The sequence below is a fragment of the Caballeronia sp. INML2 genome (assembly GCF_023631365.1).
Classification (GTDB): domain Bacteria; phylum Pseudomonadota; class Gammaproteobacteria; order Burkholderiales; family Burkholderiaceae; genus Caballeronia; species Caballeronia turbans.
The window spans coordinates 99743-124812 of sequence record NZ_JALQDH010000046.1; the positions used below are offsets into that span (position 1 = coordinate 99743).

Annotated in this window: 26 protein-coding genes; 14 read left to right on the forward strand and 12 right to left on the reverse strand. The window is 63.1% G+C overall.

Annotated features, from left to right (window positions below; translation table 11 throughout):
• Complete coding sequence (napE, locus tag NCT32_RS15160) at nucleotides 1-159, reverse strand: periplasmic nitrate reductase, NapE protein (RefSeq protein WP_061118273.1); 159 nt, start codon at nucleotides 157-159, stop codon at nucleotides 1-3.
• Nucleotides 160-479: 320 nt separating this feature from the next.
• On the opposite strand from napE, the gene NCT32_RS15165 reads away from it, so the two are divergent.
• Entirely contained in the window at nucleotides 480-911 is a 432-nt protein-coding gene (locus NCT32_RS15165) for a hypothetical protein (RefSeq protein ID WP_061118375.1), read from the forward strand.
• Nucleotides 912-957: 46 nt separating this feature from the next.
• On the opposite strand, the gene NCT32_RS15170 is transcribed toward NCT32_RS15165, so the two are convergent.
• Nucleotides 958-1299 (reverse strand): zinc ribbon domain-containing protein YjdM, encoded by a 342-nt coding sequence (locus NCT32_RS15170; protein ID WP_061118272.1) that lies wholly within the window; start codon nucleotides 1297-1299, stop codon nucleotides 958-960.
• Between the two features lie 261 nt (nucleotides 1300-1560).
• Between NCT32_RS15170 and NCT32_RS15175 the strand changes: the two genes are divergently transcribed.
• Nucleotides 1561-3012, forward strand: a complete 1452-nt coding sequence (locus tag NCT32_RS15175) for an aldehyde dehydrogenase family protein (RefSeq protein ID WP_061118271.1) — start codon at nucleotides 1561-1563, stop codon at nucleotides 3010-3012.
• 104 nt (nucleotides 3013-3116) lie between these two features.
• On the opposite strand, the gene NCT32_RS15180 is transcribed toward NCT32_RS15175, so the two are convergent.
• On the reverse strand, nucleotides 3117-3455 hold the full coding sequence (locus NCT32_RS15180) for a hypothetical protein (protein WP_061118270.1): 339 nt from the start codon (nucleotides 3453-3455) through the stop codon (nucleotides 3117-3119).
• A 97-nt stretch (nucleotides 3456-3552) separates the two neighbouring features.
• Entirely contained in the window at nucleotides 3553-4500 is a 948-nt protein-coding gene (locus NCT32_RS15185; protein WP_061118269.1) for a LysR family transcriptional regulator, read from the reverse strand.
• 464 nt (nucleotides 4501-4964) lie between these two features.
• Between NCT32_RS15185 and oxlT the strand changes: the two genes are divergently transcribed.
• The 5 genes from oxlT (at nucleotide 4965) to NCT32_RS15210 (ending at nucleotide 9504) form a co-directional block, all read left to right on the forward strand.
• Nucleotides 4965-6311: an oxalate/formate MFS antiporter gene (oxlT, locus tag NCT32_RS15190; RefSeq protein ID WP_061118268.1), complete on the forward strand. Its 1347-nt coding sequence runs from the start codon at nucleotides 4965-4967 to the stop codon at nucleotides 6309-6311.
• Between the two features lie 11 nt (nucleotides 6312-6322).
• Complete coding sequence (locus tag NCT32_RS15195; RefSeq protein ID WP_061118267.1) at nucleotides 6323-7261, forward strand: LysR family transcriptional regulator; 939 nt, start codon at nucleotides 6323-6325, stop codon at nucleotides 7259-7261.
• Between the two features lie 159 nt (nucleotides 7262-7420).
• The gene (locus NCT32_RS15200) at nucleotides 7421-8434 is read left to right on the forward strand and encodes a 2-dehydropantoate 2-reductase (RefSeq protein WP_061118266.1); all 1014 of its coding nucleotides are present in this window, start codon (nucleotides 7421-7423) and stop codon (nucleotides 8432-8434) included.
• A gap of 115 nt (nucleotides 8435-8549) precedes the next feature.
• Nucleotides 8550-8771 (forward strand): hypothetical protein, encoded by a 222-nt coding sequence (locus NCT32_RS15205; protein WP_061118265.1) that lies wholly within the window; start codon nucleotides 8550-8552, stop codon nucleotides 8769-8771.
• The gene (locus NCT32_RS15210) at nucleotides 8761-9504 is read left to right on the forward strand and encodes a GntR family transcriptional regulator (protein ID WP_061118264.1); all 744 of its coding nucleotides are present in this window, start codon (nucleotides 8761-8763) and stop codon (nucleotides 9502-9504) included. The genes NCT32_RS15205 and NCT32_RS15210 overlap by 11 nt, the downstream gene beginning before the upstream one ends.
• A gap of 153 nt (nucleotides 9505-9657) precedes the next feature.
• On the opposite strand, the gene sucD is transcribed toward NCT32_RS15210, so the two are convergent.
• Together sucD and sucC are read right to left on the reverse strand one after the other, a co-directional pair.
• Nucleotides 9658-10530, reverse strand: coding sequence for a succinate--CoA ligase subunit alpha (gene sucD, locus NCT32_RS15215; protein ID WP_061118374.1), 873 nt, complete (start codon nucleotides 10528-10530; stop codon nucleotides 9658-9660).
• A gap of 13 nt (nucleotides 10531-10543) precedes the next feature.
• A complete protein-coding gene (gene sucC, locus NCT32_RS15220; RefSeq protein WP_061118263.1) occupies nucleotides 10544-11743 on the reverse strand; it encodes an ADP-forming succinate--CoA ligase subunit beta in 1200 nt (399 codons plus the stop codon).
• A gap of 366 nt (nucleotides 11744-12109) precedes the next feature.
• Here sucC and NCT32_RS15225 point away from each other — a divergent pair, with 366 nt between their 5' ends.
• From NCT32_RS15225 to NCT32_RS15245, 5 genes are all read left to right on the forward strand, one after another.
• Nucleotides 12110-13876, forward strand: a complete 1767-nt coding sequence (locus tag NCT32_RS15225) for a thiamine pyrophosphate-binding protein (RefSeq protein ID WP_250477310.1) — start codon at nucleotides 12110-12112, stop codon at nucleotides 13874-13876.
• A 44-nt stretch (nucleotides 13877-13920) separates the two neighbouring features.
• Nucleotides 13921-15183, forward strand: coding sequence for a formyl-CoA transferase (gene frc / locus NCT32_RS15230; protein ID WP_061118261.1), 1263 nt, complete (start codon nucleotides 13921-13923; stop codon nucleotides 15181-15183).
• 89 nt (nucleotides 15184-15272) lie between these two features.
• Nucleotides 15273-17480 (forward strand): acetate--CoA ligase family protein, encoded by a 2208-nt coding sequence (locus NCT32_RS15235; RefSeq protein ID WP_250477311.1) that lies wholly within the window; start codon nucleotides 15273-15275, stop codon nucleotides 17478-17480.
• 64 nt (nucleotides 17481-17544) lie between these two features.
• The gene (locus tag NCT32_RS15240) at nucleotides 17545-18333 is read left to right on the forward strand and encodes a fumarylacetoacetate hydrolase family protein (protein WP_061118260.1); all 789 of its coding nucleotides are present in this window, start codon (nucleotides 17545-17547) and stop codon (nucleotides 18331-18333) included.
• Nucleotides 18334-18344: 11 nt separating this feature from the next.
• Nucleotides 18345-19037, forward strand: a complete 693-nt coding sequence (locus tag NCT32_RS15245) for a hypothetical protein (RefSeq protein ID WP_061118259.1) — start codon at nucleotides 18345-18347, stop codon at nucleotides 19035-19037.
• 70 nt (nucleotides 19038-19107) lie between these two features.
• Here the strand turns inward: NCT32_RS15245 and NCT32_RS15250 are convergent, their stop codons facing one another.
• From NCT32_RS15250 to NCT32_RS15260, 3 genes are all read right to left on the reverse strand, one after another.
• Nucleotides 19108-19362 (reverse strand): CsbD family protein, encoded by a 255-nt coding sequence (locus NCT32_RS15250; RefSeq protein WP_061118258.1) that lies wholly within the window; start codon nucleotides 19360-19362, stop codon nucleotides 19108-19110.
• An 86-nt stretch (nucleotides 19363-19448) separates the two neighbouring features.
• The gene (locus tag NCT32_RS15255; protein ID WP_061118257.1) at nucleotides 19449-19805 is read right to left on the reverse strand and encodes a response regulator; all 357 of its coding nucleotides are present in this window, start codon (nucleotides 19803-19805) and stop codon (nucleotides 19449-19451) included.
• Nucleotides 19802-21313 (reverse strand): ATPase domain-containing protein, encoded by a 1512-nt coding sequence (locus tag NCT32_RS15260; protein ID WP_250477312.1) that lies wholly within the window; start codon nucleotides 21311-21313, stop codon nucleotides 19802-19804. Before NCT32_RS15260 ends, NCT32_RS15255 begins: the two co-directional genes overlap by 4 nt.
• A 782-nt stretch (nucleotides 21314-22095) precedes the next feature.
• On the opposite strand from NCT32_RS15260, the gene NCT32_RS15265 reads away from it, so the two are divergent.
• Entirely contained in the window at nucleotides 22096-22479 is a 384-nt protein-coding gene (locus tag NCT32_RS15265) for a DUF2968 domain-containing protein (RefSeq protein ID WP_086961044.1), read from the forward strand.
• A 16-nt stretch (nucleotides 22480-22495) separates the two neighbouring features.
• Nucleotides 22496-23413, forward strand: a complete 918-nt coding sequence (locus NCT32_RS15270) for an OmpA family protein (RefSeq protein ID WP_250490430.1) — start codon at nucleotides 22496-22498, stop codon at nucleotides 23411-23413.
• Nucleotides 23414-23498: 85 nt separating this feature from the next.
• Here NCT32_RS15270 and NCT32_RS15275 read toward each other — a convergent pair whose 3' ends face one another.
• The 3 genes from NCT32_RS15275 to NCT32_RS15285 are packed head-to-tail and all read right to left on the reverse strand — an operon-like array spanning nucleotide 23499 to nucleotide 25062.
• The gene (locus NCT32_RS15275) at nucleotides 23499-24014 is read right to left on the reverse strand and encodes a methylated-DNA--[protein]-cysteine S-methyltransferase (protein ID WP_061118252.1); all 516 of its coding nucleotides are present in this window, start codon (nucleotides 24012-24014) and stop codon (nucleotides 23499-23501) included.
• A 36-nt stretch (nucleotides 24015-24050) separates the two neighbouring features.
• Nucleotides 24051-24311, reverse strand: a complete 261-nt coding sequence (locus tag NCT32_RS15280; RefSeq protein ID WP_250477313.1) for a hypothetical protein — start codon at nucleotides 24309-24311, stop codon at nucleotides 24051-24053.
• Nucleotides 24304-25062 carry a DNA/RNA non-specific endonuclease gene (locus NCT32_RS15285; RefSeq protein ID WP_061118250.1) on the reverse strand — a complete coding sequence of 253 codons (759 nt, stop codon included), beginning with the start codon at nucleotides 25060-25062 and terminating at the stop codon, nucleotides 24304-24306. Before NCT32_RS15285 ends, NCT32_RS15280 begins: the two co-directional genes overlap by 8 nt.
• Between the last annotated feature and the right edge of the window lie 8 nt (nucleotides 25063-25070).

Here is a 25070-nt window from a genome sequence, read left to right on the forward strand (position 1 = left end):
TTAATGATGCGGAGGGCCGCCGATCAGCATCTGGTAGAACCAGACCATGAAGCCATAGGCGGCAATGATCATGACCGTGAGCACGGGAACCATGACGACGGTCAGAAACAGAAAGCTGCGCAACTCTTCGGACTTGCGTATTTCGTTGTTCTCATCCATGGGCACGACGGATCTCGGTTGGCATCGTGGAAAGGCCAGCGCGAAAGACGCATCCATTATTGATACAGGAAATACATCTTTTCAAGCCGGAAATGGTGGTGGTCGAGATGCGGCTCGTGTAACGGTTAGATTAAATCCGATCGGGCGGTGCATATCGAAATATGGCTCAATGGAAAGTCATCGTTTCGGGATGTTGAATATTCGGCGTTTGGTCCGCAACGATGCATTGCGCGCTTTCGCAGTGACTTTCGGCGTCGTCCGAAAAGCGCATGCCGGTCGGCTTTATAGAATTCGGGTACATCAAAACCTGCCGCCGCATCATGCCGACCAAGCTCGAATTCGCAACACCCGAAGGGCGCCTCTCGCTTTCCATCCTCGACGCTCAATTCATGGCCTATGACGCGGGCGAGCTCGCTTATCGATCGACGCGGGATTTCGTCGCGCGAATGCAATCGATGGGTCTCGGCGAACTGGCGCAAACCTATGCGCGTCTTCTCGCGCAGAACAAGGTTTCGGTGATGGAACTGCACGAAGCACGCGAGGATGCACAAGCGTGTCTCGAACAAAAGGACGAGGGCGGCGTGATCGCGGAGCGCATCTTGCCCCGGCTTGAAGAGATTCGCGAGACTATCGCGCGCACGCAGCTCGACATGCGCGCGAACGTCGAGCGGCTTGCCGCGCTTTCGGCGGCGTGCGACCGCGCGTTGCGTCAGATTCCGGGATATCGGCCGCCCGCGCGCGTCTCGCGTTGAATCTCGATCTATACGGGATGCAAACGAACAGTGAAGGAAGCGTGCGTCAAGCCTTTTTGACGAATTCCGTCTTGAGGCTCATGGCGCCGAAGCCGTCGATCTTGCAGTCGATGTCGTGATCGGCATCGACGAGGCGAATGTTTTTGACTTTCGTGCCCATCTTGACGACGCCGCCACCGCCTTTGAGCTTCAGATCCTTGATGACAGTGACGGTGTCGCCATCGTGAAGGACGTTTCCAGCGCAATCCCGATAAATCTTCGCGGCGGGCTCCAATGCGGTGTCCGTCTGCGCAGACCACTCGTGCGCGCATTCGGGGCAGATATACATGCCCGCATCTTCATAAGTGAATGCGGAATGGCACTTGGGGCAGGGAGGTAGTGCGTTCATATGTATTGCTTGAAGACTCGAGAAAAACGAAAGGCTGGCAAGTATAGCGCCGCCCGATGTCCGAAGCCATGCGACGAGTCGCTCGTATCGCTTCGCCTGTCGAAGGAGGCGAGGAGATGACTCGTTGCGCCGGGATCGAACCGGCCGCCGCTATATCCGTCCATACATTCCGGCCTATATAAACAATAAAAATGTTTTGCTTTCATGGATGGTTTTTCTGCTTCAACATAAAGTGATTCGGAAAAACACACGGAGCGAGACATGGACAGCACCACGGAACTGAAGCGCTACGAATTGCTGATCAACGGCGAATTCGTTCCACCGAGCGGAGGCGAGTACTCGACGAACCTCGATCCGGCCACCGAGAACCCGATTTCCCGCGTGGCACAGGGTACGTCCGCCGATGTCGACCGCGCCGTGCAGGCCGCGCGCGCCGCCCTCAAACCGTGGAACGCGATCCGTGCCGCCGAGCGCGGCCGGATCCTGATGAAGCTCGCCGAATTGCTGCGCGAGAATCAGGAAGAACTCGCGGCGCTCGAAAGTCTCGACGCAGGCAAGCCGATCGCGGGCGTGCAGCGCCAGGACGTGCCCGCCGCCATCGATACGCTCGCGTATTACGCCGGCTGGTGCGACAAGATCAACGGCCAGGTCGTGCCTGCGCGCCCCGACGCGCTGACTTACACCGTGCGCGAACCCGTCGGCGTCGTCGCGGCGATCGTGCCGTGGAATTTCCCGCTCATGATCGGCATGTGGAAAATCGCGCCCGCGCTCGCGTGCGGCTGCACGCTGATCGTCAAGCCCGCCGAAATCACGCCGCTTTCCGCGCTGATGGTAGGGCGGCTCGCGCTGGAAGCCGGCTTGCCGCCGGGCGTGCTCAATATCGTGACCGGTAAAGGCTCGGTCGTCGGCGACGCGCTCGTCGCGCATCCGGGCGTCGACAAAGTGACGTTCACCGGATCGCCATCGGTCGGGCGCGGCATTTTGCAGGGCGCGGCAGGCAACTTCAAGCGTGTCACGCTCGAACTCGGCGGCAAGTCCGCCAACGTGATTTTCGCGGACGCGAATCTCGATGGCGCCGTGCGCGCGGCGGCCTCCGGCATCTTCTTCAACGCCGGACAAGTCTGCTCCGCCGGCTCGCGGATTCTCGCCCAGCGCGCGGTCTACGACGAAGTCGTCGAGCGGCTCGCGGAGCGCGCGCGGACGATCAAACTCGGCGATCCGTCGAAGCGGGAAACCAATATGGGCCCGCTCATCTCCGCCAAGCAGATGAAGAGCGTGCTGGACTATGTGGACATCGGCAAAGGGGAGGGCGCATCGCTCGTGACGGGCGGCAGGCGCTCAGGCGAGCGCGGCTATTTCGTCGAGCCGACGGTGTTCGCGAAGGTCGAGCACGAAATGCGTATCTCGCAGGAAGAAATCTTCGGTCCGGTCGCGAGCGTCATCCCCTTCGACGACGAAGCCGACGCGCTGCGCATCGCCAACGGCACCGCATACAGCCTCGCCGCGGGCGTGTGGAGCGCGGATATCGGCCGCGTGCATCGCCTGGCTGCCGAACTCAAGGCGGGCACGGTCTGGGTGAATACCTACGGCTTCACGGACGTGCGCCTGCCTTGGGGCGGCGGCGGCGATTCCGGCTTCGGCCGCGAGCATGGCGACGTCGCCATCGAGAACTTCACCGAGCCGAAGGCGGTCTGGGTTGCGCTGACGCCGTAAGATCGAGGCCGCCGCGGGCAACCGCGGCGAGGCGTAAAAATGCACAAAGCGCAAAAAGGCGGTCCGGGATTTCCCGGGCCGCCTTTATTGATATTGAAGCGCCTTCAGACGCGCGCCGTTGCCTCGTCGCGCGCTCTCCAAAGCCGCGCCCGTTGCGTGCTGTCTTCATACTGAACCGTGTTTTGCCGGCACGCCTCAATGGTCGAATTTTTCCGCTCGACGATCGCCTGGCAGAGAAACTCCGCGCTATACGCCTTCAAGAGATGCGGAGAGTGGGTCTCGATGTATTGCGCAATTTTCCCGTAGTCGCTGTCGGCCGATGCGAGCGAGAGATAAGTCTGCGCATCCCAACGGAACATCAGGTCGAGTTCTTCGAAAGCGGTATTGAATGCGCAGACCTGCGCCTGAATTTCGCGGTCATCGCTGTACGTTGCATGGCTCATGATCGTCTCCTGTATGGCCGTGGGGCATGAATGCAGGATAGAAAACATGATCCATATACGACAGTTAAACTTTTTTCGCTTATCTATTCATTGAACGTTATGAGTTGGGCTTGCCGGTTTTCGCGACGATCTGGGTGATGGCTTCGATCTGCGCAGCGCCTTCCTCGATAAGAAACTGTTTGAACGCGAGCGCCACCGGCGGCAGACGCTTATTGTTCCGATGCACGACGAACCAGTTGAGCATCACGGGAAAACCCTCGATATCGAGCACCGCCAGCTTCCCGACCTGCAGTTCCATGCTGATCGTATGCGCGGATAGAAAGCTCAGACCCATGCCGGCGATCACAGCCTGCTTGATCGTCTCCGTGCTCGTGATTTCCATCGCGACGTTCAGGTTCGAAAGCCTGCCGGCGAAACCTTCCTCCATCGAATTCCATGTATCCGAACCGCGCTCACGGACGATGAACGGCTCGTCGGCCAGCGCTTCGAGCGGCATGTTCCTCCGTCCGACGAGCGGATGATCGGGCGGCGCAACGATCACATACGGATGCGGCGCGAATGACACATTGGCCGTATCCATATCGCGCGGTGGACGCACCATCACGGCGAGGTCGGTGAGGTTGTCAGAAAGCTGATGCAGCAGTTCTTCGCGATTGTGCACCGCAAGATTGAGCCTGACATCGGTATTACGCTGCGTGAACGCTGCAAGCAGCCGCGGGAAGAAGTAATCGCCCGCGCTGATCACCGCGACGTTGAGCGTTCCACCCGAAATGCCCTTGAGCCGCGCCATGGCGTCGTCGGCTTCGCGGAATTGTTCGAGGATCGCCCGGCTGTAATGGAGCATTTCATTCCCGGCCGGCGTGAGGTAGATTCTCTTGCCGAGTTGCTCGAAGAGCGGCAGACCGGCGTGCTCCTCCAGTTGTTTCACCTGCGTCGAGACCGCGGGCTGGGTGAGATACAGTTCCTCGGCGGCGCGGGAAAAGCTCAGTCGACGTGCAACGGTCTCGAAGATCTTCAATTGACGCAGGGTGGCGTTGCGAAGCACGACAATCCTTCATCCATTAACGATATCTAATTTATACAATAATTTTTTCTAACTTTCCTTAATCGTTTTTCTCCCCCACGATGCTTTCACGTCCCCATAGTTGTAAGGCGGACAGTCGCGGTGAGCACGGACGGCCATGCTAAACCCCGAGCATCGGCAAGCGCCGCGCGGCAACACGAGAAGAACTGATCAGCACGCAAAGCCTGCAAAGGCTGTATCAACCATCCGGACCTTATTGGGAATCGCTCGAAATGTATCTTCGATCGCCTGACGCGGATGTTTGCCAGATGTGCGAATCGATCGCCCATTTCAATACGCGCGACTTGCGCGACAAGCGGCTTCACGCCCACGCCGCCCGGACCGAGCACGTTCCCTGACCGACCGCCCGCCGCCGACGCACTGCGCCGGTTTCTCGCAGCACATCAAGCGCCGCACGAGCGCTATGACACATAACGGAGACAGACATGGCAAGCGCAGACACGGTTGTGTCCGGGCAATCGCACGGGCGTCACCACAACAGATGGTTCCAGCTAGTGATCGGCATCATATGCATGGGGCTGGTCGCCAACCTGCAATACGCATGGACCCTATTCGTCGTTCCGATGGATGCGAAACACCATTGGGGACAAGCGGCGATTCAGACAGCCTTCACTATCTTCATCGTCACCGAAACATGGCTCGTGCCCGTCGAGGGCTGGCTCGTCGACAAGTTCGGGCCGCGGCCGGTCGTCATCGGCGGCTCGATCTGCGCGGCGCTCGGCTGGATCATCGACGCGCACGCGACGAGTCTCATCCATCTCTACATCGGGGCGGTGGTCGCGGGCATCGGCGCGGGCTGCGTGTACGGCACGTGCGTCGGCACGGCGCTCAAGTGGTTCCCGGACAAGCGCGGTCTCGCGGCGGGCATGACGGCGGCCGGTTTCGGCGCGGGCGCGGCCGTCACCGTGATTCCGATCTCCAACATGATCCAGAGCTCGGGCTACGAGCACGCGTTCATGTTCTTCGGCATTCTGCAGGGCGTGTGTATCTTCGTGCTCGCGCTGATGCTCGTGCGGCCGAATCCGCCGAAGGGCATCGTGCCGGCCAAGCGCATCGTGTCGACGAAGATCGACTACACGACAGGACAGATGGTGCGCTCGCCGCTCTTCTGGGTGCTGTATCTGATGTTCGTGTTCGTCGCGGCGGGCGGCGTGATCGCGACCGCGCAGTTCGGGCCGATCGCGAAGGAGTACGGCTTCGCCAAGATGCCGGTGAATCTTCTCGGCGTGACGCTGCCGCTGCTCGCGATGACCCTGTCCATCGATAACCTGTGCAACGGCTTCACGCGCCCGCTGTGCGGTTTCATCTCGGACAAGATCGGCCGCGAGAACACGATGTTCATCATCTTCCTGGGCGAAGGCGTCGCGCTGCTCGGGCTGATGGAGTTCGGACACAATCCGTATCTCTTCATGCTGTTCGCGGCGATGACGTTCCTCTGCTGGGGCGAGATCTTCTCGATCTTTCCTGCGACCTGCGCCGATACCTTCGGCAGCAAATACGCCGCCGCCAACGCGGGCACGCTGTACACCGCGAAGGGCACGGCGTCGATGCTGGTGCCGCTTGCGTCGGTGCTCGCGTCGATCGGCTCCTGGAACGCGGTGTTCATCACGGCGGCCGTGACGTCGATCGCGGCGGGACTGTGCGCGAAGTTCGTCCTTGCGCCGATGCGCAAGCGCTGGATCGAAAACACGCTCGCGGAAACGTCGGCGGAATCGTCGATCAACGCGTCGTTCCAGACGGGCTGGGACGCCTCGCGCAATACGGTTCAGTAAGGCGTCGAGGCATGACGCGCGAACAATCTCCGCCGCTCAGCGTATCGCTGCATCAGCTGAGATTGTTCGTCACGCTCGCGCGGCATCGCAGTTTCACGCGCGCGGGCGACGAATTCGGCATCACGCAATCGGCAGTCAGCCGCAGCATCAGAGAACTCGAAGACGAAATCGCACTGCGGCTCTTCGATCGCACCACGCGCCAGGTCGCGCTCACCGACACCGGACGCAGGCTGCTCGCGCGCATCGCGCCGCTCGTCGAAGAACTGGAAGCGACGCTACGGCCGCGCGCGCAGGAGGGCGGCGAGCCGCGTGTCGTGAATCTCGCGAGCAGTTGCGGTCTCACGGCGAGCGTCGTGCCCGCCATGCTCGCGTCCTGTCACGAGCGCTTGCCGGATATCACGATCGTGATGATGGATCGGCCGCAGAACGCCGTGCTGCAACTCGTGCGCTCGGGCGAGGCGGAACTGGGCCTCGTCGCCGCGCCGGAGAATCTCGACGAGCTCGCCGCCGAACCGCTTTTCGCCGACGGCCTCGCGGCGGTCGTCGGTGTATCGCATCGGTTGAGCGGCGCGGCGCGCATCGACTGGCAGCAACTGCGCGGCACCCCGCTGCTTCTTCTCGATGACGATACCGGCAGCCTTCGCGCCATCGAAGCCGCGCTCGCGCTGCACGGCGTGACCGGCGCGGTGCGTCAGAAACTCACGCAGCCGGCGGCGGTCGCGCGCATGGCCGAAGCGGGGCTTGGCGTCGGCATTCTGCCGATGCACGCGCGCGCCGCATGCGACAGCGCGCAGACGCGCTTCATCCCGCTCGTGCCAAACGCGTCGCGCACGATCATGCTCGTGCGGCGCAAGAGCCGCGCATTGCGCGCGAGCGCGGCCAGTGTGTGGTCACACATCGTCGCGTCCTCGTCGCATACTCTCATCTCGGGTCAGGCTGTCGGCGCCTGACCGGCGCTTTCCCTTCTTCATCCGCACCCGCGGCGCCTCTTGCGCATGCGGGTTTCCGCTCGTTTGCGAGCGCACGATTCGCCTTGTTCTTGCTCAATACGGAATGTAGTATCTTGTATATCAGAAGGCTATAAGGCTACAACCCTCAGGAGACGAACCATGAAAATCTGCGTGTACGGCGCCGGCGCGATCGGCGGCTATATGGGTGCGCAACTGGCGCGCGCCGGTGCGGACGTCAGTTTCGTCGCCCGCGGACCGCATCTCGCGGCGATGCAGGCGAACGGCGTCAAGCTGCGGATCGATGGCGAGGAGCATGTCGTCAAGGTGCGCTGCACGAACAATCCCGCCGAACTCGGTCCGCAGGATTACGTGATCATCGCGCTCAAGGCGCATTCGATTCCTGGGGTCGTCGACCTGATTCCGCCGCTGCTCGGCCCGGAGACCGCGATCGTCACGGCCGTCAACGGACTGCCTTACTGGTACTTCTACAAGCACGGCGGCGAGCTGGAAGGCACGAAGTTGCAGAGCGTCGACCCCGGCGGGCGGCAATGGGACGTGTTCGGACCGGAACGCGCGATCGGCTGCGTGCTGCTGCCGGCGGCGGAGATCGCGGAGCCGGGCGTCATCGAGCATCACTACGGGAAGAAGTTTCCGATCGGCGAGCCGAGCGGTGAAATCACGCCGCGTCTTCAGGCGCTGCACGACATGATGGCCAAGGCGGACATGGAGGCGCCGATGCGCGACAACATCCGCGACGAAATCTGGCTGAAACTTTGGGGCAACCTGTGTTTCAACCCGATCAGCGCGCTGACCGGCGCGACGCTCGACGTATTGACGAGCGATCCCGGCACCCGCGCGCTCTCGAAGGCGATGATGCTGGAGGCGAAGGCCATCGGCGACAAGATCGGCGTGAACTTCCGCGTCGATGTGGAGCGGCGCATCAACGGCGCGGGCGCGGTCGGCGCGCACAAGACGTCGATGCTGATGGATTGCGAGGCCGGACGCCCGATGGAGATCGACCCGCTGATGACGGTCGTGCAGGAAATCGGCCGGCTGGTTCACGTAGGCACGCCGATGCTTGATGCGGTCCTCGCATTGATCAAACTGCGTGAGGGCGTGAACCAGGGCACGGCGAAGCCGCTGCCGCTCCCGCAATCGCAAAAAGCCGCCTAAACTGCAGACAAAGGCACCAACGTTGTTTCTGATATACAAGATGCAAAATATGTTGCATCGCTGTTGCGATGCAGCATATACTGAGGGCTCTTGAGTGATTTAACCGGAGCCTGAGATGAGCATCGCCCTGTTGGTTGTTGTCGGATTCGCGCTGGTTGCCGTGGGTATGGGTGTTACGTTTATGATTGCGTCGGCGGTGCCGCAGAACATGCTGCAGCGCGCACAGGATCACGGTCGATTCGCCGGTCTTGCGGCGGAGGACCAGAACGGCGGTTCGGGCAAGCGTGTCGACGCTGGCCGTCCGCACTTGGGAAATCAAGCCATCAATGCCATCTGATACTCAATCCGTAGACAGGCCGGAAGTTCGCCCCGACGTTCGTCCGTCAGGGCTCACACTTTCGCTGGAGCCGATCAATGCCACGGTTTCGCTGCGCGACCAGGCGTACGCGAAGCTGCGGCAGGCGATCGCCGAGGCGGACATCTACCGCTCGCGGGAAGAAATCCGTCTCGACGAGAAAGAGCTGACCGAGGCGCTCGGCGTCTCGCGCACCCCGATCCGCGAGGCCATGACGCTGCTCGAGCAGGAAGGGTTCCTGCGAACGGTGCCGCGCCGCGGCGTCTACATCTTGCGCAAGACCAAGCGCGAGATCGTCGAGATGATCCATATGTGGGCGGCGCTGGAAAGCATGGCGGCGCGGCTCGCGACGCAGCGCGCAACGGACGAGGAAATCGCCCACTTGCGCCACATGTTCGACAATTTCCGTGACTCGACGCCCGCCGAGCACATCGACGAGTATTCGGAAGCGAATATCGCTTTCCATTCTGCGATCGTGCGGCTGTCGAAGTCGGAAATCATCTTCGATACGATCAAGAACATCTTCGTGCATGTGCGCGCCATCCGTAAGATGACGATCTCGCAGAGCGACCGGGCGTCGCGCTCGATCGTCGATCACATGCGCATCATCGAGGCGCTGGAAAAGCGCGATACCGAGCTGGTCGAGCGGCTCGTGAAGCAGCACTCGCTGGATCTGGCGGCGTTCGTCGAGGCGAATTGCGACTTTCTGGATTGATGGCGGTTTGAGGTTCAATAATGAAAAAGGCTGCGCGGCGTTTGCCGCGCAGCCTTTTTTGCTTTCCGAATGACAGAACCGATAGTGCCAACGCTTGCCCGGGCGTCGTCGCAAGCAACGACGCGTCGACTGAACGATGAAACGGACGAACCACTAACGTATCGCGTGGACCATCGTTTCGCCGAGGGCGGCCGGCGAATCCGCGACGTGGATGCCCGCCGATTTCATCGCGTCGATCTTCGCGCTCGCCGTGCCCGATCCGCCCGAGATGATCGCGCCCGCGTGGCCCATGCGGCGTCCCGGCGGCGCCGTCGTCCCGGCGATGAAGCCGACCACCGGTTTTTTCGTCTTCGCCTCCTTCAGGAATTGCGCGGCTTCCTCTTCCGCCGATCCGCCGATCTCCCCGATCATGATGATGCCCTCGGTGGCGTCGTCTTCGAGAAAGAGCGCGAGGCAGTCGATGAAGTTCGTCCCGTTCACCGGATCGCCGCCGATGCCGATGCAGGTCGTCTGCCCGAGCCCCGCGGCGGTCGTCTGCGCGACGGCCTCATAAGTAAGCGTGCCCGAACGCGACACGACGCCGATCTTTCCCGGCCGATGAATATGCCCCGGCATGATGCCGATCTTGCATTGCCCCGGCGTGATGACGCCCGGGCAGTTCGGCCCGACGAGCCGGCTGTTCGAGCCGGCGAGCGCGCGCTTGACGCGCAGCATGTCGAGCACCGGAATGCCTTCTGTGATGCAGACGATGAACGGCACCTGCGCGTCGATGGCTTCGAGGATCGCGTCGGCGGCGAAGGGCGGCGGCACGTAGATGACGGATGCGTCGGCGCCGGTTTTCGCGACCGCATCGGCGACGGTGTCGAACACGGGCAGGTCCAGATGCGTCGTGCCGCCTTTGCCGGGCGTCACGCCGCCGACCATGCGCGTGCCGTACGCGATCGCCTGTTCCGAGTGAAACGTGCCTTGCGCGCCGGTGAAGCCCTGGCAGATGACTCTGGTGTTGCTGTCGATCAGAACGCTCATGTCGGCTTCCTCGTTAGTGTTGGGCAGCGGCGACGGCGCTGACGATCTTGTCGGCGGCATCGGCGAGGTTTTCGGCGGGGATGATCGTGAGACCGGACGTGCGCAGGATTTCGCGGCCGGCATCGACATTCGTTCCGGCGAGGCGCACGACGAGCGGCACGCGCAGGTCGACTTCGCGCGCCGCCGCGACCACGCCTTGCGCGATCACGTCGCAACGCATGATGCCGCCGAAGATGTTGACGAGGATTCCCTGCACCTTCGGGTCGCGCAGGATCAGCTTGAACGCGCTGGACACGCGTTCTTGCGTCGCGCCGCCGCCGACGTCGAGAAAGTTTGCCGGCTCGCCGCCATAGAGCTTGATGATGTCCATCGTGGCCATCGCGAGGCCGGCACCGTTCACCATGCAGCCGATGTTGCCGTCGAGCTTCACGTAGTTCAGCCCGTGTTTCGCCGCTTCGATTTCGGCGGGATCTTCCTCGTCTTCGTCGCGCAGCTTTTCGATGTCGGGATGGCGATAGAGCGCGTTGTCGTCGAAATTGATTTTGGCGTCGAGCGCCATCACGTCGCCGGAACCGGTCACGACGAGCGGATTCACTTCGACGATGGACGCGTCGAGATCGACGAACGCCTGATACAGCGCCGTGATGAACTTCGATGCCGCGCTGACCTGCTTGCCGCTCAGGCCGAGTCCGAATGCGATCTGGCGCGTGTGAAAGGGTTGAAGCCCGGTCGCCGGATCGATCGCGACCTTGAGGATCTTCTCGGGCGTGCGGTGCGCCACTTCCTCGATCTCCATGCCGCCTTCGGTCGACGCCATGATCGTGATGCGCGACGTGGCGCGATCGACCAGCATGCCGAGATACAGCTCGCGCGCGATATCGCAGCCTTCCTCGATATAGAGACGCTTCACTTCCTTGCCCGCCGGCCCGGTCTGCTTCGTCACGAGCACCGATGCGAGCATCTTCTGCGCGTTCTCGCGTACCTCGTCCACCGATTTCACGACGCGCACGCCGCCTTTGCCGTCCGGATCATTCGAAAAGCGTCCCGCGCCGCGGCCGCCCGCGTGAATCTGCGATTTCACGACCCAGACCGGCCCGCCGAGCGCGCTCGCCGCGTCGGCGGCTTCCTGCGCGGAAAAGGCGACGCGGCCCGCTGGAACCGCGACGCCGTACTTCCGCAGCAGCGTCTTCGCCTGATATTCGTGGATGTTCATTGCGTCTCCTGATGTCCTCTGATGGGAATGCGCGCGGCCACAAACGCGTATCCAAGGGCGCGCTGAAATACTGTATATCAGATTTCACGGCGGTCAAAACACTTTTATCGAGGCATGCGGTCCGGTGTTCAGCAACTTCTTAACGCGCATGGAAGGCATACAGCGATTGATGCACTGCAGCGTTGAGCACGTCGAAAAGCACGCCAAACCGGCCGCCACGACGATCTTGCAGTGCATCACAGGGTTTTCGCCGATCGGACTATAGTTGACTAATACTGTGTGTGGAATATTGTATATCACAGGAACCGGACGGCAGGACGACGTCACGGGAGCCCCGCACACCACCCCATCGAGGAGGAGACAACAATGTCCGAAGTCGTCAGCAGCCGCCCTGAAGTCGCTCCAGCCACCACCACCGCCGATGACACGCTGAAGCAGAAGACCCGCGGCGCAGGCGTCATTTCGGGCGGCCATCTGGTCGCCCGTGCTTTGAAGAACGAAGGCGTCGACACGATCTTCACGCTGTGCGGCGGCCACATCATCGATATCTATGACGGTTGCGTCGATGAAGGCATCCGCATCATCGACGTGCGCCACGAGCAGGTCGCCGCCCACGCCGCCGACGGCTACGCCCGTCAGACCGGCAAGCTCGGCTGCGTCGTGACGACCGCCGGACCGGGCTGCACCAACGCGGTGACGGGCGTCGCCACGGCGTTCCGCTCGGAAAGCCCGATCCTTCATATCGGCGGGCAGGGCGCCCTGACCCAGCACAAGATGGGTTCGCTGCAGGATCTGCCGCACGTCGACATGATGGCGCCGATCACCAAGTTCGCCGCCACCGTGCCGAGCACCGAGCGCGTCGCCGACATGGTGTCGATGGCCGCGCGCGAAGCCTTCAACGGCGCGCCCGGCCCGGCGTATCTCGAGATTCCGCGCGATGTGCTCGACCGTGAAATCGACGTGTCGAAGGCCGTGATTCCGCAGCCCGGCCGCTATCGCGCGTCGACGAAATCGGTCGGCGATCCGCAGTCGATCGAGCAGCTCGCGGATCTGCTCGTCAACTCCGAACGTCCCGCGATTCTCTTCGGCCAGCAAGTGTGGACGGCGCGCGGCCACGAAGAAGCGATCGCCTTGCTGCGCGGCCTCGACGTTCCAGGCTACTTCAACGGCGCGAGCCGGGGCCTGCTGCCGCCGGGCGACCCGCATCACTTCGACCGCACGCGCTCGCAGGCTTTCGCGAAGGCGGATCTGATCGTGATCGTCGGCACGCCGTTCGACTTCCGCATGGGCTACGGCAAGCGCATCAGCCGCGACCTGAAGCTCGTGCAGATCGACATGGATTACCGCACGGTCGGCAAGAACCGCGATATCGATCTCGGTCTCGTCGGCGATCCGGGCGCGATTCTCGGCGCAGTCCTGCAAGCGTCGACGGGACGCCTGAAGAACGACAAGCGTCAGGCGCGCCAGGCGTGGATGCGCGAGCTCGCCGCGCTTGAGGAAACCGCGACCGCCAAGCTGATGCCGCTCTTCACCTCCGATGCGAGCCCGATCCATCCGTACCGCGTCGCGCACGAAATCAACCAGTTCCTCTCCGACGACACGATCTATATCGGCGACGGCGGCGATGTCGTGACGATCTCCGCGCAGGCCGTTCGCCCGCGCCGCCCCGGCCAGTGGATGGACCCGGGCGCGCTCGGCTCGCTCGGCGTCGGCACGGGTTTCGCGATTGCGGCGGGCCTCGCCAACCCCGAGAAAGAAGTACTCTGTTACTACGGCGATGGCGCGTTCTCCATGACGTCCTTCGACATGGAAACCGCGAACCGCTTCGGTGTGCCGTATATCGCGGTGATCGGCAACAACTCCGCGATGAACCAGATCCGCTACGGCCAGCTCGCGAAATACGGCGAAGAGCGCGGCAATGTCGGCAATCTGCTTTCGGATGTGCCGTACGGCCGCTTCGCCGAAATGCTCGGCGGCTACGGCGAGGAAGTGCGCGAAGCCTCGAAGATCGCAGGCGCGCTGCAGCGGGCGCGCGAATCGGTGGCGAAGACGGGCAAAAGCGCGGTCATCAACATCTGGGTCGATCCGACTGTCTACGCGCCGGGCACGATGGCGCAGACGATGTACAAATAAATGTGAACCTATAAACGTCGAACGAAAGAGTTGGGAGACAAGCCATGACGGTGAACACATCTGGCAAGGCGCTGGACGGCGTGCGAATCCTGGATTTCACGCACGTTCAATCGGGGCCGACCTGCACGCAGCTGCTCGCGTGGTTCGGCGCGGACGTCATCAAGGTGGAACGCGCGGGCGCGGGCGACATCACGCGGGAGCAACTGCGCGACATCCCCGACGCCGACAGCCTCTACTTCACGATGCTCAATCACAACAAGCGCTCGATCACCATCGACACCAAGAATCCCGAAGGGAAGAAGGTGCTCGAGACGCTCGTGAAGAAATGCGACGTGCTCGTCGAGAACTTCGCGCCGGGCGCGCTCGATCGCATGGGCTTCACGTGGGAGCGCATCCAGGAACTGAATCCGCGGATGATCGTCGCGTCGGTGAAAGGCTTCGGACCCGGACCGTACGAGGACTGCAAGGTCTACGAAAACGTCGCGCAATGCGCAGGCGGCGCGGCCTCGACGACCGGTTTCGACGACGGCCCGCCGACGGTGACCGGCGCGCAGATCGGCGATTCCGGCACCGGTCTGCATCTCGCGCTCGGCATCGTCACGGCGCTCTATCAGCGCAACTCGACCGGACGCGGCCAGAAAGTGCTCGCCGCCATGCAGGACGGCGTGCTCAACCTCTGCCGCGTGAAGCTGCGCGACCAGCAACGGCTGGAACGCACCGGCGTAATGAAGGAGTATCCGCAATACCCGAACGGCACGTTCGGCGAAGCGGTGCCGCGCGCGGGCAACGCATCGGGCGGCGGCCAGCCCGGCTGGATCCTGAAGTGCAAGGGCTGGGAAACCGATCCGAACGCGTACATCTACTTCATCACGCAGGCGCCGGTATGGGGTGAAATCTGCAAGGTGATCGGCAAGGAGGAATGGATCGACCATCCGGACTACAAGACGCCGAACGCGCGGCTGCCGCATCTGAAGGACATCTTCGCGGAGATCGAGCGCTGGACGATGTCGAAGACCAAGTTCCAGGCGATGGAAATCCTCAACAAGCACGACATCCCGTGCGGCCCCATTCTCTCGATGAAGGAGATCGCCGAAGAACCGTCGCTGCGCAAGACCGGGACCGTGGTCGAAGTGGATCATCCGGTGCGCGGCAAATACCTCACGGTCGGCAATCCGATCAAATTGTCCGACAGCCCGACGGACGTCGTGCGCTCGCCGCTGCTCGGCGAGCACACGGACGAAGTCATGGCCGAGCTCGGCTACACGCCTGACCAGGTCGCCACGCTGAGAAGCCTCGGCGCGATCTGAGCGCATCCACGCAGTTGCTTTGCCTCCCGCCGCCTTCGAGAGAAGGCGGCGCGGACCCGGCACGCCCATATAAATCGGAGATACGCGACATGAACAGCACGGTTGTCCAGGAACGCAGCGAAGCAGCCAACTCATCCACGCACGCGGCGCCGGTCGTGCCGCTGCACGCACCCGACGCGAAGCGCCGCGTCGCCGAAGTATTCGATCGCGTGAAGGCCGAAGGCCGCACCTCGCTCACGGCGCCCGAAGGCAAGCTCGTCTGCGATGCATACGGCATCGCGGTGCCGCAGGAAGGCGTCGCGAAGTCTGCGGACGATGCCGCGAAGCTCGCGTCGTTCATCGGCTTTCCGGTGGTGCTGAAGATCGTATCGCCCGAAATCCTGCACAAGACCGAAGCGGGCGGCGTGCTGGTCGGCGTGAAGAACGAAGCCGACGTGCGGGCCGGCTTCGACACGATCATTTCGAATGCGAAGAAATACGACCCGAACGCGACGCTCGTCGGCGTCCAGGTCCAGCAGATGGTCGGCGCCGGGCAGGAAGTGATCATCGGCGCGGTGACCGATCCGTCGTTCGGCAAGCTGATCGCGTTCGGTCTCGGCGGCGTGCTCGTCGAAGTGCTGAAAGACGTGACCTTCCGCCTCGCGCCCGTGACGCGCGACGAAGCCGCATCGATGCTCGACGGCATCCAGGCCGCCGAAGTGCTGCGCGGCGTGCGCGGCTCGGAGCCGGTGAATCGCGAGGCGCTCATCACGCTGATCGAGCGCGTGTCGCGTCTCGTCGATGACTTCCCGCAAATTTCGGAGATGGACCTGAACCCGGTCTTCGCGAGCCCGAACGGAGCGGTGGCGGCGGACGTGCGCATCGTGATGGACTTCGAGCCGGCGGCGCCGCGCTACCGGCCGACGCAGGAGCAGATCGTCAAGCAGATGAACCGCATCATGAAGCCCGATGCGGTCGCGGTGATCGGCGCGTCGAACGAGGACGGGAAGATCGGCAATTCGGTGATGAAGAACCTCATCAACGGCGGCTATCAGGGCACGATCTATCCGATCCATCCGAAAGCCGACGAGATCATGGGCCGCAAGGCCTACAAGAGCGTGAAGGACGTGCCCGGCGTGATCGATGTGGCCGTTTTTGCGATTCCGGCGAAGTTCGTCGCGCAGGCGCTCGTCGAAGTGGGCGAGAAGCAGATTCCGGGCGCCGTGCTGATTCCTTCCGGCTTTGCCGAGACCGGCAATCACGAAGGCCAGGAGGAGATCGTCAGGATCGCGCGCCAGTACGACATCCGCATGATGGGCCCGAACATTTACGGCTTCTACTACACGCCGAAGAACCTGTGCGCGACGTTCTGCACGCCATATGACGTGAAAGGCAAGGCCGCGCTGTCGTCGCAATCGGGCGGCATCGGCATGGCGATCATCGGCTTTTCGCGCTCGGCGAAAATGGGCGTGTCGGCGATCGTGGGCCTCGGCAACAAGAGCGATGTCGATGAAGACGATCTGCTCACGTTCTTCGAACAGGACGACAACACCGAGATCATCGCGCAGCATTGCGAGGACCTGAAGGATGGACGTGCGTTCGCCGAGGCCGCGAAGCGCGTGTCGAAGAAGAAGCCGGTCGTGGTTCTGAAGGCGGGCCGCACGAGCCTCGGCGCGCGCGCGGCGAGCTCGCACACCGGCGCGCTCGCGGGCAACGACAAGATCTACGAAGACGTGTTCCAGCAATGCGGCGTGATCCGCGCGCGCTCCCTGCGCGATCTGCTTGAATTCGCGCGCGGCATTCCGAAGCTGCCGACGCCCAAGGGCGAGAACGTCGTCATCATCACGGGGGCGGGCGGCTCGGGCGTGCTCCTCTCGGATGCGTGCGTCGACAACAACCTGTCGCTGATGACGATGCCCGACGATCTCGACGCCGCGTTCCGCAAGTTCATCCCGCCGTTCGGCGCGGCCGGCAATCCCGTCGACATCACCGGAGGCGAGCCGCCGACGACGTACAAGAACACGATCCGCCTCGGGCTGGAAGACGATCGCATCCATTCGATCATCCTCGGCTACTGGCACACGATCATCACGCCGCCGATGGTCTTCGCGAAGCTCGTGATTGAAGTGAAGGAGGAGATGAAAGCGCTCGGCATCGAGAAGCCGATCGTCGCGTCGCTGGCGGGCGACGTGCAGGTCGAGGAAGCGGCGGAGTATCTTTACGAGCATGGCGTGCCTGCTTACGCCTACTCGACGGAACTGCCCGTCGCGGTGCTCGGCGCGAAATACAAGTGGGCGCGCGGCGCGGGTTTGATCTGATGTAAGGAGGAGGGGACGAGAGCGCGGGCCATGTACGCCCGCGCTCCTCACAAGGGAGGCAAACTTGACACACTGGATTCGTTTTCGCGATGCGGGCGGCAGCATCGGTTTCGGCACGCTCGATCAGCACTCGGGCCGCGTCGTGCAGCACGAAGGCGCGATGTTCGACCGCCCGCGCCCGACCGACATCTCCTTTGCCGCCGCCGACCTCGCGCTGCTCGCGCCGTGCCAGCCAAGCAAGGTCATCGCGCTGTGGAACAACTACTACGCGCTGTCGCAGAAGCTCGACAAGGCGCCGCCGCAGCATCCGCTCTTTCTCATCAAGCCGCCGATGTCGGTGATCGGGCCAAACGAGTCGATCCGCCGGCCGAAGAGCTATCACGGCAAGATCGCGTATGAGGGCGAACTGGGCATCGTGATCGGCAAGACGGTGAGCGGGGCGTCGGTCGAGGAGGCGCAGGCGGCGATCTTCGGCTTCACGTGCGTGAACGACGTCACCGCGATCGAGCTGTTGCAGGAAGATCCCAACTTCGCGCAGTGGTGCCGCTCGAAAGGCTTCGACACGTTCACCTGTCTCGGGCCCGCGATCGTCACGCCGGGCAACGGCTTCGACTGGCGCGCATCGAGCGTCGTCACGACGGTCGAAGGCGTCGAGCGCCAGAATTATCCTCTCGACGACATGATCTTCTCGCCCGCCGAGCAAGTGAGCATGTTGTCGCAAGACATGACGCTCGTGCCCGGCGATGTGATCGCGTGCGGCACGTCGATCGGCGTCGGCTCGATCAAGGACGGCGCGCGCGTGGATGTGTCGATCGCGGGCATCGGCACGCTGTCGAACGTGCTGGCCGCCTGAAGGAGCGACGCATGTCCGATGCTCTCGCCGGGGCGCTTTGCGTGCTCGCGGCGCTGTCGGCGGGTTCGTCGATGCGCATGGGCGCGGCGCGTTTGCGCGCGTGGGCGGTGGCCGGCGCGGTGATCGTCGCCGCTGCTTGCGCGAGCGGCGGGCCGGCTGCCATCGCGCCGCTGGCCGCGGCGCTCCTGCTTGCGGCTTTCGCGGGCTTGGCCGGATATCGATTCGACGGGGGCGCGTCCAGTGCATCGACGCACGCGTTGCTCGCCACGATCGCTTTCGTCGCATGGGTGCTGCCGGGCCTGAATGGCACGTGTGGGGTGTTGGCGGGCGGCGCGATTGCGGCGCTGGGTCATCTGATCTTTGCGCGGACGAAGCGCGAGAACCTGATCCTCCAGCCGCTGCATCTCGCCTGTGCCGGCGCGTGCGCGGCGCTCGCCTATGGGCTCGGCGCGCAACCGGGCGCGCTCGCCGTGGTGTCGGTCATTGCGATGGTCGCGCTCATCGGCGCGCATTTGTCGCTCGCGATGGGCGGCGCGGCGGGCGCACCTGCGGCGAGCCTGATGAGCGCAGCGGCCGCGGGCGGCCTCGCCCTTGCGGCGGCGATCGACGGCACGCATGGCGCGCTCGCCGTGGCGGCTGTCGGGATCGCGATCGGCTGCGCGCGGTCGGCGGCGCTCGTCGGCATCGTGCGCGAGGCACCATGAACGACAAGGCCGGCGCAGTGTCCCGCGCCGGCCCTGGTCTCGATGTGTCACGCGCACGGCAATCCGCGCATCAACGATCGCGGTTCCACAACGCGCCCAGCATGAAGCCCACCGCCGCGGCGATCAGCACGCCCTGAATCGGCTGATTCGCCACCGCGAGGCGCACGTTGTCGACAGTCTGCCCGTAGCTCTGCTGCAAGTTGCCGTACGCCTGCCGCACTTTGCCCTCGGCTTGCGTCGCTTCGTCGCCCGTCAGTGCGCCGACCGTGTCCTGCACCTTGCCGACGACTTTTTGCGCCACGCCTTCCACTTGATCCTGCACCATGGTGCCTCCCTTTGGTTGAGCGGTTTCTTCCTGAGTCCGGATTTGCCGGAACGCACCAGTGCAGCACGCCGCGTGCCTACGTCCGCTCACGCCGGCCCGATCAGGCTTTGGACGGTGTCGATCAGATCGTCGATCGAAAACGGCTTGCGGCGAAACTGCGCGTGCGGATGCTCGAGCGCCGGCGCATTGGCGGCCGCGCTCATCAGAATCACGGGCACGCGCGCGAGCCCGTCGCTTGCCGCCAGTTGCCTGACCAGCTCGACGCCGTCCATGTGCGGCATCATCCAGTCGGTAATGACGAGCGCGGGCGGATTCGAGCGCGCCGCGTCGAGCGCGATGCGCCCGTTGGACGCGGTCGAGACCTCGTAGCCCTCCATTTCGAGCACGAGCCGCCACGTGGTCAGAATGTCGAATTCATCGTCGACGACGAGGATCTTTTTCATGCGCGCGCGCCGGGGTCCGACACGGAGAGCGCGGGCGCGATCGACGGGTGTCCGGACAGCAGACCCGTCGGGCCGATGAAGCCTTCGCTCATATGCAGGCCGCGCGAGTCGATCGTGAGACGGCGAATCGCCGAATCGTGCGAGCCTTCGCGCTGCTTGACGATCGACACCATGCGATACAGCGCGGAATTCGCCTCCACATAGCGCATGAGCACGATGTTCTCCGTCATCGCGGACGCGCGCAGCGTCGTGGGCAGCCTCACCTCGCCGTAGAGCGGCATCTCCTCGGTGAGGATGGTGGTCACGCCCGCGTTGCGCAGGCGGTGCATGAGCGCGTTGAGAAAGAGCCCGAAGCGCTCGGTGCGGTTCGCGGACTGGAAAAATCCGTCGATACCGTCGACGACGAGCCGCGACGCATTCGCGTTTCTGACCGCGTTCATCAACTCGACGGCGAGCTCGTCGATCGCCAGTTCGACGGCCGGATGCCAGTGAATCACGAGGCGTCCGTCCTGGACGGCCGGCACGAGATCGATGCCGACCTCCTGCGCTTTCGCCAGCAGCCGTTCGGGCGACTCGTAGAGGCCGAAATAGACGCAGCGCTCGCCGCGCTCCACGCCGGCCTGCAGGAACTTGAGCGACACGAGCGTCTTGCCGACGCCCGACGGCCCGACGAGCGTGGTCGTCGAGCCGCGCACGACGCCGCCGCCGAGCATCTGGTCGAAATCGGGAAACGCGAAGCCGAGCCTGCTCTTGAAATCGGGCGGCCCTTGATCGTTCGCGGGCGACGCCTCGATGCGCGGAAACGTCTCGAGGCCGTGCTCGGTGATCTTGAAGAAGTGCTTGCCGAGCAGGTGATCGCGGGCGCGCAGCTTGTGGACCTCGATCTCGCGGGCGCGCCGCATGCCGGTGTTGTAGCGGTTCAGCTCGATGAGCCCGTCGACGAGCGTGTGCTCCGGATGCGGCTCGTTGCCCGACAGCGGCGCGAGGATCAGCGTCGTGCAGCGCGCGGCGCTCACGAATGCCGACAGTTCGTGGATGAACTGCGAAAGTTCGAGTTCCGTCGAGCTGAATTCGCGTGCACTGCGGAATCCGTCGATGACCATGAAGCGCGGCCGGCTCGTCTTGATGGTCGAGGCGATCAGCGCGAGAAAACCGGACAGGCCGTCGCGCATCAGTTCGTGATAGCCGGAGACGAAGAGCATCCGGTCGGAGATGGCGTCGGCGTTGTAGAACGAGAGTCCCTTCAGATGGGACAGAAGCTTGGTATGCGATTCGGCGATCAGGGTGATGTACAGCACCATGTCACCCTGCGCGACGCGATGAAAGCCGATTTGCGACGAGAGGATCGTCTTGCCCGCGCCCGCCATCCCTTCGATCAGATACAGGCCGCCTTCGACGAGGCCGCCGCCCAGAATCTCGTCCAGGCCCACGACGCCGGTCGTGACGTTGCCGTCGATGGGGCCGGACTGTCTGGTTCGATCGGTCGAGTGCTTGTCGTCTTGATTCATGGCATTTTCGTTTTTACTTGGCGATCCGGCATTTTTGCGATGGCGCATTATGGCCGAGTCTTGGCAAGCTGTGGCCGCCTGCCGTGCTGATGATCGCCGCCGCCCTGCCTTCCGTGGGCGGTGCCTTGTGTTTCCAGGGCGCTTTTTGCGCTTCCGCTATGGTCCTCGAACCATGCGCCGGCCGCGCGTGCGCGCACACATGAACGCCTGCGGCACGCATTTTTCACACCCGATCCCCGTGGCGGATGAGAAAGGCTGCCGCCGGGCAAGAAGTCTTTGAGAACTCTCTCATGGGCAGAAGGCGCGGCGACTGTTGAAATAACGAACCATGCAGTACACGGACGCCGTGTTTCCTCCGGCTGCTCCATTCCGGCGCTCGCGCGCCCTCATTGCCTTTTCCTTGCCATGCACCGTTCGCACCCGATCCCGGGCGCTCTCGCGCTCATTGCCAGCTTTTTCGCGCTTTTTGCCGCGGCCGCCGGGCCGGTTCACGCGGTCCAGCCTTTGCCCGACGCGGGCATTCTGTCGGCCGCGCCGTTCGACTTCCGCGCAGACCATGACATTTTCTCGCGCATGCCAGGCCTACCGGGCGATTCTCGCATTCTCAAACCGGTCGAAACCTTGCGCAGCGCGAGCGAGCCGCGATTGCAGCAAGACGGTTCCCGGCGCCAGCCGTCGATTTAAATCCGCGCGTTTCAAAGCGATTCAGGCGTCTGGAATCGGCGGCTTCACAGCGCCAATTCTTTTCGAGTGATGTGCTTTGCCGTTACGGAAGAATCGCAATGCAGCGCTGGGCTTATTACGTTGCGCTTCAGAAAAGAAAAATATGGCGCGTGACCAAAACACAAAATGACGGGCGCGCCGAACCCGTTTATTCCGATTTCGCTAAAACATCGATCACTCGCCGATGCGGGAATCAAGCGTATCAAGCTGCCGACAGGCAAATCTGCGCGCAGTGTGAGCGCGCCGAGCGGCTAGAAGCCGATCTCGATATTGCTCGCGCGCCGCAAAGCCAGGCGACGGCTTGTCAGCCGGAGCAGCAGAACGCGATCCGCGAATTGCGCACCGGACGGGCCGCCGCGCAGGCGCAGCTTCAACCGCGGCAGACCCGCGTGCAGGAACTGCAAACGCAGTCCGATGGCGATCTCCCCGCGCCGGTCAAATAGGCGCTTTGAAATACGCATGAGAGGCGTCTTCAATTTGGGAGTTGTCCGCTTAAGCCGCGCAAATCGTCGGGCTACAATCCCGCAGCTTTTGGAGTGCTCATCGAAAGTCGAGCGCATCCGAATGACCCATGAATCCGCCTGCCGCCTCTGGCATGAGCCCAGGCCTGGAAATGAGGCGCGCTTTCGGCGGCTTCGCGCTTTCAAATTGACTCGCATGTACACCAAATTGCTCACGAAAACCCTTGCCGTTAGTCTTATCGCCGCTGCTGCACTTGCGGGTTGCTCGTCCACCACGGGACCGGCGTTCAATATCAGCCAAATTCAGACGTCGGATGGTCAAAAGGCTTACCGCGCCGAATGCTACGGTGTTTTCGAGAACGGCAGCGCCTGTATGGCCGCCGCTCAGAAGATGTGCGGCAATCAACCGTTGAATGTGCTCCAGACGCTCGCCGGTACTCAGACGCCGAACGATCCCCGCAACGTGATCTTCAATTGCGCGACGCCGGTGCAGGCGGCGCCGGTTGCGCCCGTGACCAGCACGCCGGCGCCCGAGCCGCAGCCGGCTCCCGTCAAGGCAGCGGCCCCCGCGCCGCGCAAGATCTTGCTGGACGAGAAGACGAACTTCGCCTTCGATAGCGCCGTGCTAACGCCGAAGGCCAAGGGCATTCTGAATCAGCTCGTCGCCGAGTCACAGGGTGCGAACTTCGCCTCCGTGACGGTCGAGGGCTATACGGATTCGACCGGGCCGAATGCCTATAACGTCAGTCTGTCCCAGCGTCGCGCGCAGGCCGTGCTCACGTATCTGAAAGAACGCGGCCTGCATGCCGACAATTACTCGGTGAAGGGATTCGGTAAGGCGAACCCGATCGCGTCGAACGCTACGAGCGTCGGTCGTGCGGAGAATCGTCGCGTGGAAGTCACGCTCACGCCGTAAAACGGCGAAGTACGTCGCTCACGAAAAAGCCCGCGAACCATTTCGGTTCGCGGGCTTTCTTATCTTTGCGCCGAGGACGGCCGGTTCAGAAGAGCGCGAGTTGCTCGCGACCCGGGCCGCCCTCCAGCGTGAGCAAGTGACGCTTGCGTTCCACGCCGCCGGCGTAGCCGGTCAATTCTCCGTCGCCGCCGATCACGCGGTGACACGGCACGATGATCGCAATCGGATTGCGGCCGTTCGCGCCGCCGACCGCCCGCGATGCGCCCGCGGGCAAGCCCAGTCGGCGCGCGAGATCGCCGTAGGTCCATGCTTCGCCGAAAGGGATCTGCCGCAGTGCATCCCAGACCTGCCGCTGAAACGCTGTGCCGTTGAGCGTCAACGGGATCGAAAACGCCTTGCGCACGCCAGAGAAGTATTCGCCGATCTGCTCGCGCGCCTCGCCGATTACGCGCGATGCGGGCGGCGTCTCGGACAGCGTCGGCTCCGGCAACCCGGCGGGAAAGTGCTTCTGCCCGAGAAAGAAGAGCCCGGTCAAGCAGTCGTCTTCGGCGCGATACAGGATGTGCCCAAGCGGACTCGGGCCGACATGGCATTCGATCACTTCGATTTCTCCGCGCGGCTGTCTCCGATCGCCGCTTCAGATAAACGGGTTGTCAGCGGTGCCTGACGGCGCGGCCGGTTCGTCGGGCAACTTCGCGGGCAGCGAGGCCTCGCTCTGCAATGCTTCGATGATCGCACCGAGCGCCTTCTGAAGCGCGAGCGCGTTGGCAAGTCCCGCCTTGTCGCGGGCAATCGTCAGATCGCCGCTGATCGTCAGTCGCTTCACGCCGTTTTCGATGTTGATCGCGTCGCCCGCGATGTTCATCACGTCCGTATCGTTCGCAAATGGTTTAAACACCTCGCAACCCTCCAATTCGTTTGTCCTTCAGTCCGTCCGGTATGCCGGGAAACGCGAGACCGCTCATCGCTTCCAGCTCGCGCACGGTTTTCATCGTGTACGTGTCCGTCGGCGTATTTTCAACCACCACCGCGAACGCAATCTGCCGCTGTGGCAAATAGACCACCTTGTACAGTTGCGTCGGCACGAACACGCGCGATTCGCCGATCGTCTGCAACTGACGGCCGGAAAAGAGCGGGCCGGTGACGACGAACGCTTCGCCCGATTCCTCCGTCAGCCTGCGCACCGCTTCCTCGATGCGCGACCAGATGCGCCGGTTGTTCGAGGGATCCTGCGGCACGATGTTCGCAAGCGAAAACGATTCGGCCATGCCTTGCTTGCTCGCGCGATCGCCCGCGGGGCTCATATGGCCGCGGTCGTAACCGCTCTTCTTGTAATCGGAAAGCTGCGCGCTCTCACCGGGCGGCAAGCGCTTTTCGACGAAGAAGCGATTGGTGCGCGTGTTGTTCTTTGCCTGATCGACACTGTTGGCGGTCAGATGTTCCGCCGACCAGAGCGGTCCTTTGGTGATGCCGGAGTGAAGCAGCGCGAAGTCGGTGTAGCAGACTTCCTGCGTCTCCGCGCGCATCTTAGAATTGACGACGACCGGCGCGCGGCCGTTGGGACTGAACTGCGGGCAGTCGCTCGCGGATGCGCCGATACTGACGAATGCGAAGAGCGCGGCGGCGAATGCCTTGATACGGAATGACATGCTTGTAA

Coding starts and splice junctions, on each gene's coding strand:
- NCT32_RS15170 (WP_061118272.1), bottom strand. CDS start 1,299: ATGAACGCACTACCTCCCTGCCCCAAGTGCCATTCCGCATTCACTTAT.
- NCT32_RS15270 (WP_250490430.1), top strand. CDS start 22,496: ATGAGAGGCGTCTTCAATTTGGGAGTTGTCCGCTTAAGCCGCGCAAAT.
- oxlT (WP_061118268.1), top strand. CDS start 4,965: ATGGCAAGCGCAGACACGGTTGTGTCCGGGCAATCGCACGGGCGTCAC.
- NCT32_RS15165 (WP_061118375.1), top strand. CDS start 480: ATGCCGACCAAGCTCGAATTCGCAACACCCGAAGGGCGCCTCTCGCTT.
- NCT32_RS15225 (WP_250477310.1), top strand. CDS start 12,110: ATGTCCGAAGTCGTCAGCAGCCGCCCTGAAGTCGCTCCAGCCACCACC.
- sucD (WP_061118374.1), bottom strand. CDS start 10,530: ATGAGCGTTCTGATCGACAGCAACACCAGAGTCATCTGCCAGGGCTTC.
- NCT32_RS15200 (WP_061118266.1), top strand. CDS start 7,421: ATGAAAATCTGCGTGTACGGCGCCGGCGCGATCGGCGGCTATATGGGT.
- NCT32_RS15265 (WP_086961044.1), top strand. CDS start 22,096: ATGCAGCGCTGGGCTTATTACGTTGCGCTTCAGAAAAGAAAAATATGG.
- NCT32_RS15210 (WP_061118264.1), top strand. CDS start 8,761: ATGCCATCTGATACTCAATCCGTAGACAGGCCGGAAGTTCGCCCCGAC.
- NCT32_RS15205 (WP_061118265.1), top strand. CDS start 8,550: ATGAGCATCGCCCTGTTGGTTGTTGTCGGATTCGCGCTGGTTGCCGTG.
- NCT32_RS15250 (WP_061118258.1), bottom strand. CDS start 19,362: ATGGTGCAGGATCAAGTGGAAGGCGTGGCGCAAAAAGTCGTCGGCAAG.
- NCT32_RS15180 (WP_061118270.1), bottom strand. CDS start 3,455: ATGAGCCATGCAACGTACAGCGATGACCGCGAAATTCAGGCGCAGGTC.
- napE (WP_061118273.1), bottom strand. CDS start 159: ATGGATGAGAACAACGAAATACGCAAGTCCGAAGAGTTGCGCAGCTTT.
- NCT32_RS15235 (WP_250477311.1), top strand. CDS start 15,273: ATGAACAGCACGGTTGTCCAGGAACGCAGCGAAGCAGCCAACTCATCC.
- sucC (WP_061118263.1), bottom strand. CDS start 11,743: ATGAACATCCACGAATATCAGGCGAAGACGCTGCTGCGGAAGTACGGC.
- frc (WP_061118261.1), top strand. CDS start 13,921: ATGACGGTGAACACATCTGGCAAGGCGCTGGACGGCGTGCGAATCCTG.
- NCT32_RS15175 (WP_061118271.1), top strand. CDS start 1,561: ATGGACAGCACCACGGAACTGAAGCGCTACGAATTGCTGATCAACGGC.
- NCT32_RS15285 (WP_061118250.1), bottom strand. CDS start 25,062: ATGTCATTCCGTATCAAGGCATTCGCCGCCGCGCTCTTCGCATTCGTC.
- NCT32_RS15255 (WP_061118257.1), bottom strand. CDS start 19,805: ATGAAAAAGATCCTCGTCGTCGACGATGAATTCGACATTCTGACCACG.
- NCT32_RS15260 (WP_250477312.1), bottom strand. CDS start 21,313: ATGAATCAAGACGACAAGCACTCGACCGATCGAACCAGACAGTCCGGC.
- NCT32_RS15195 (WP_061118267.1), top strand. CDS start 6,323: ATGACGCGCGAACAATCTCCGCCGCTCAGCGTATCGCTGCATCAGCTG.
- NCT32_RS15245 (WP_061118259.1), top strand. CDS start 18,345: ATGTCCGATGCTCTCGCCGGGGCGCTTTGCGTGCTCGCGGCGCTGTCG.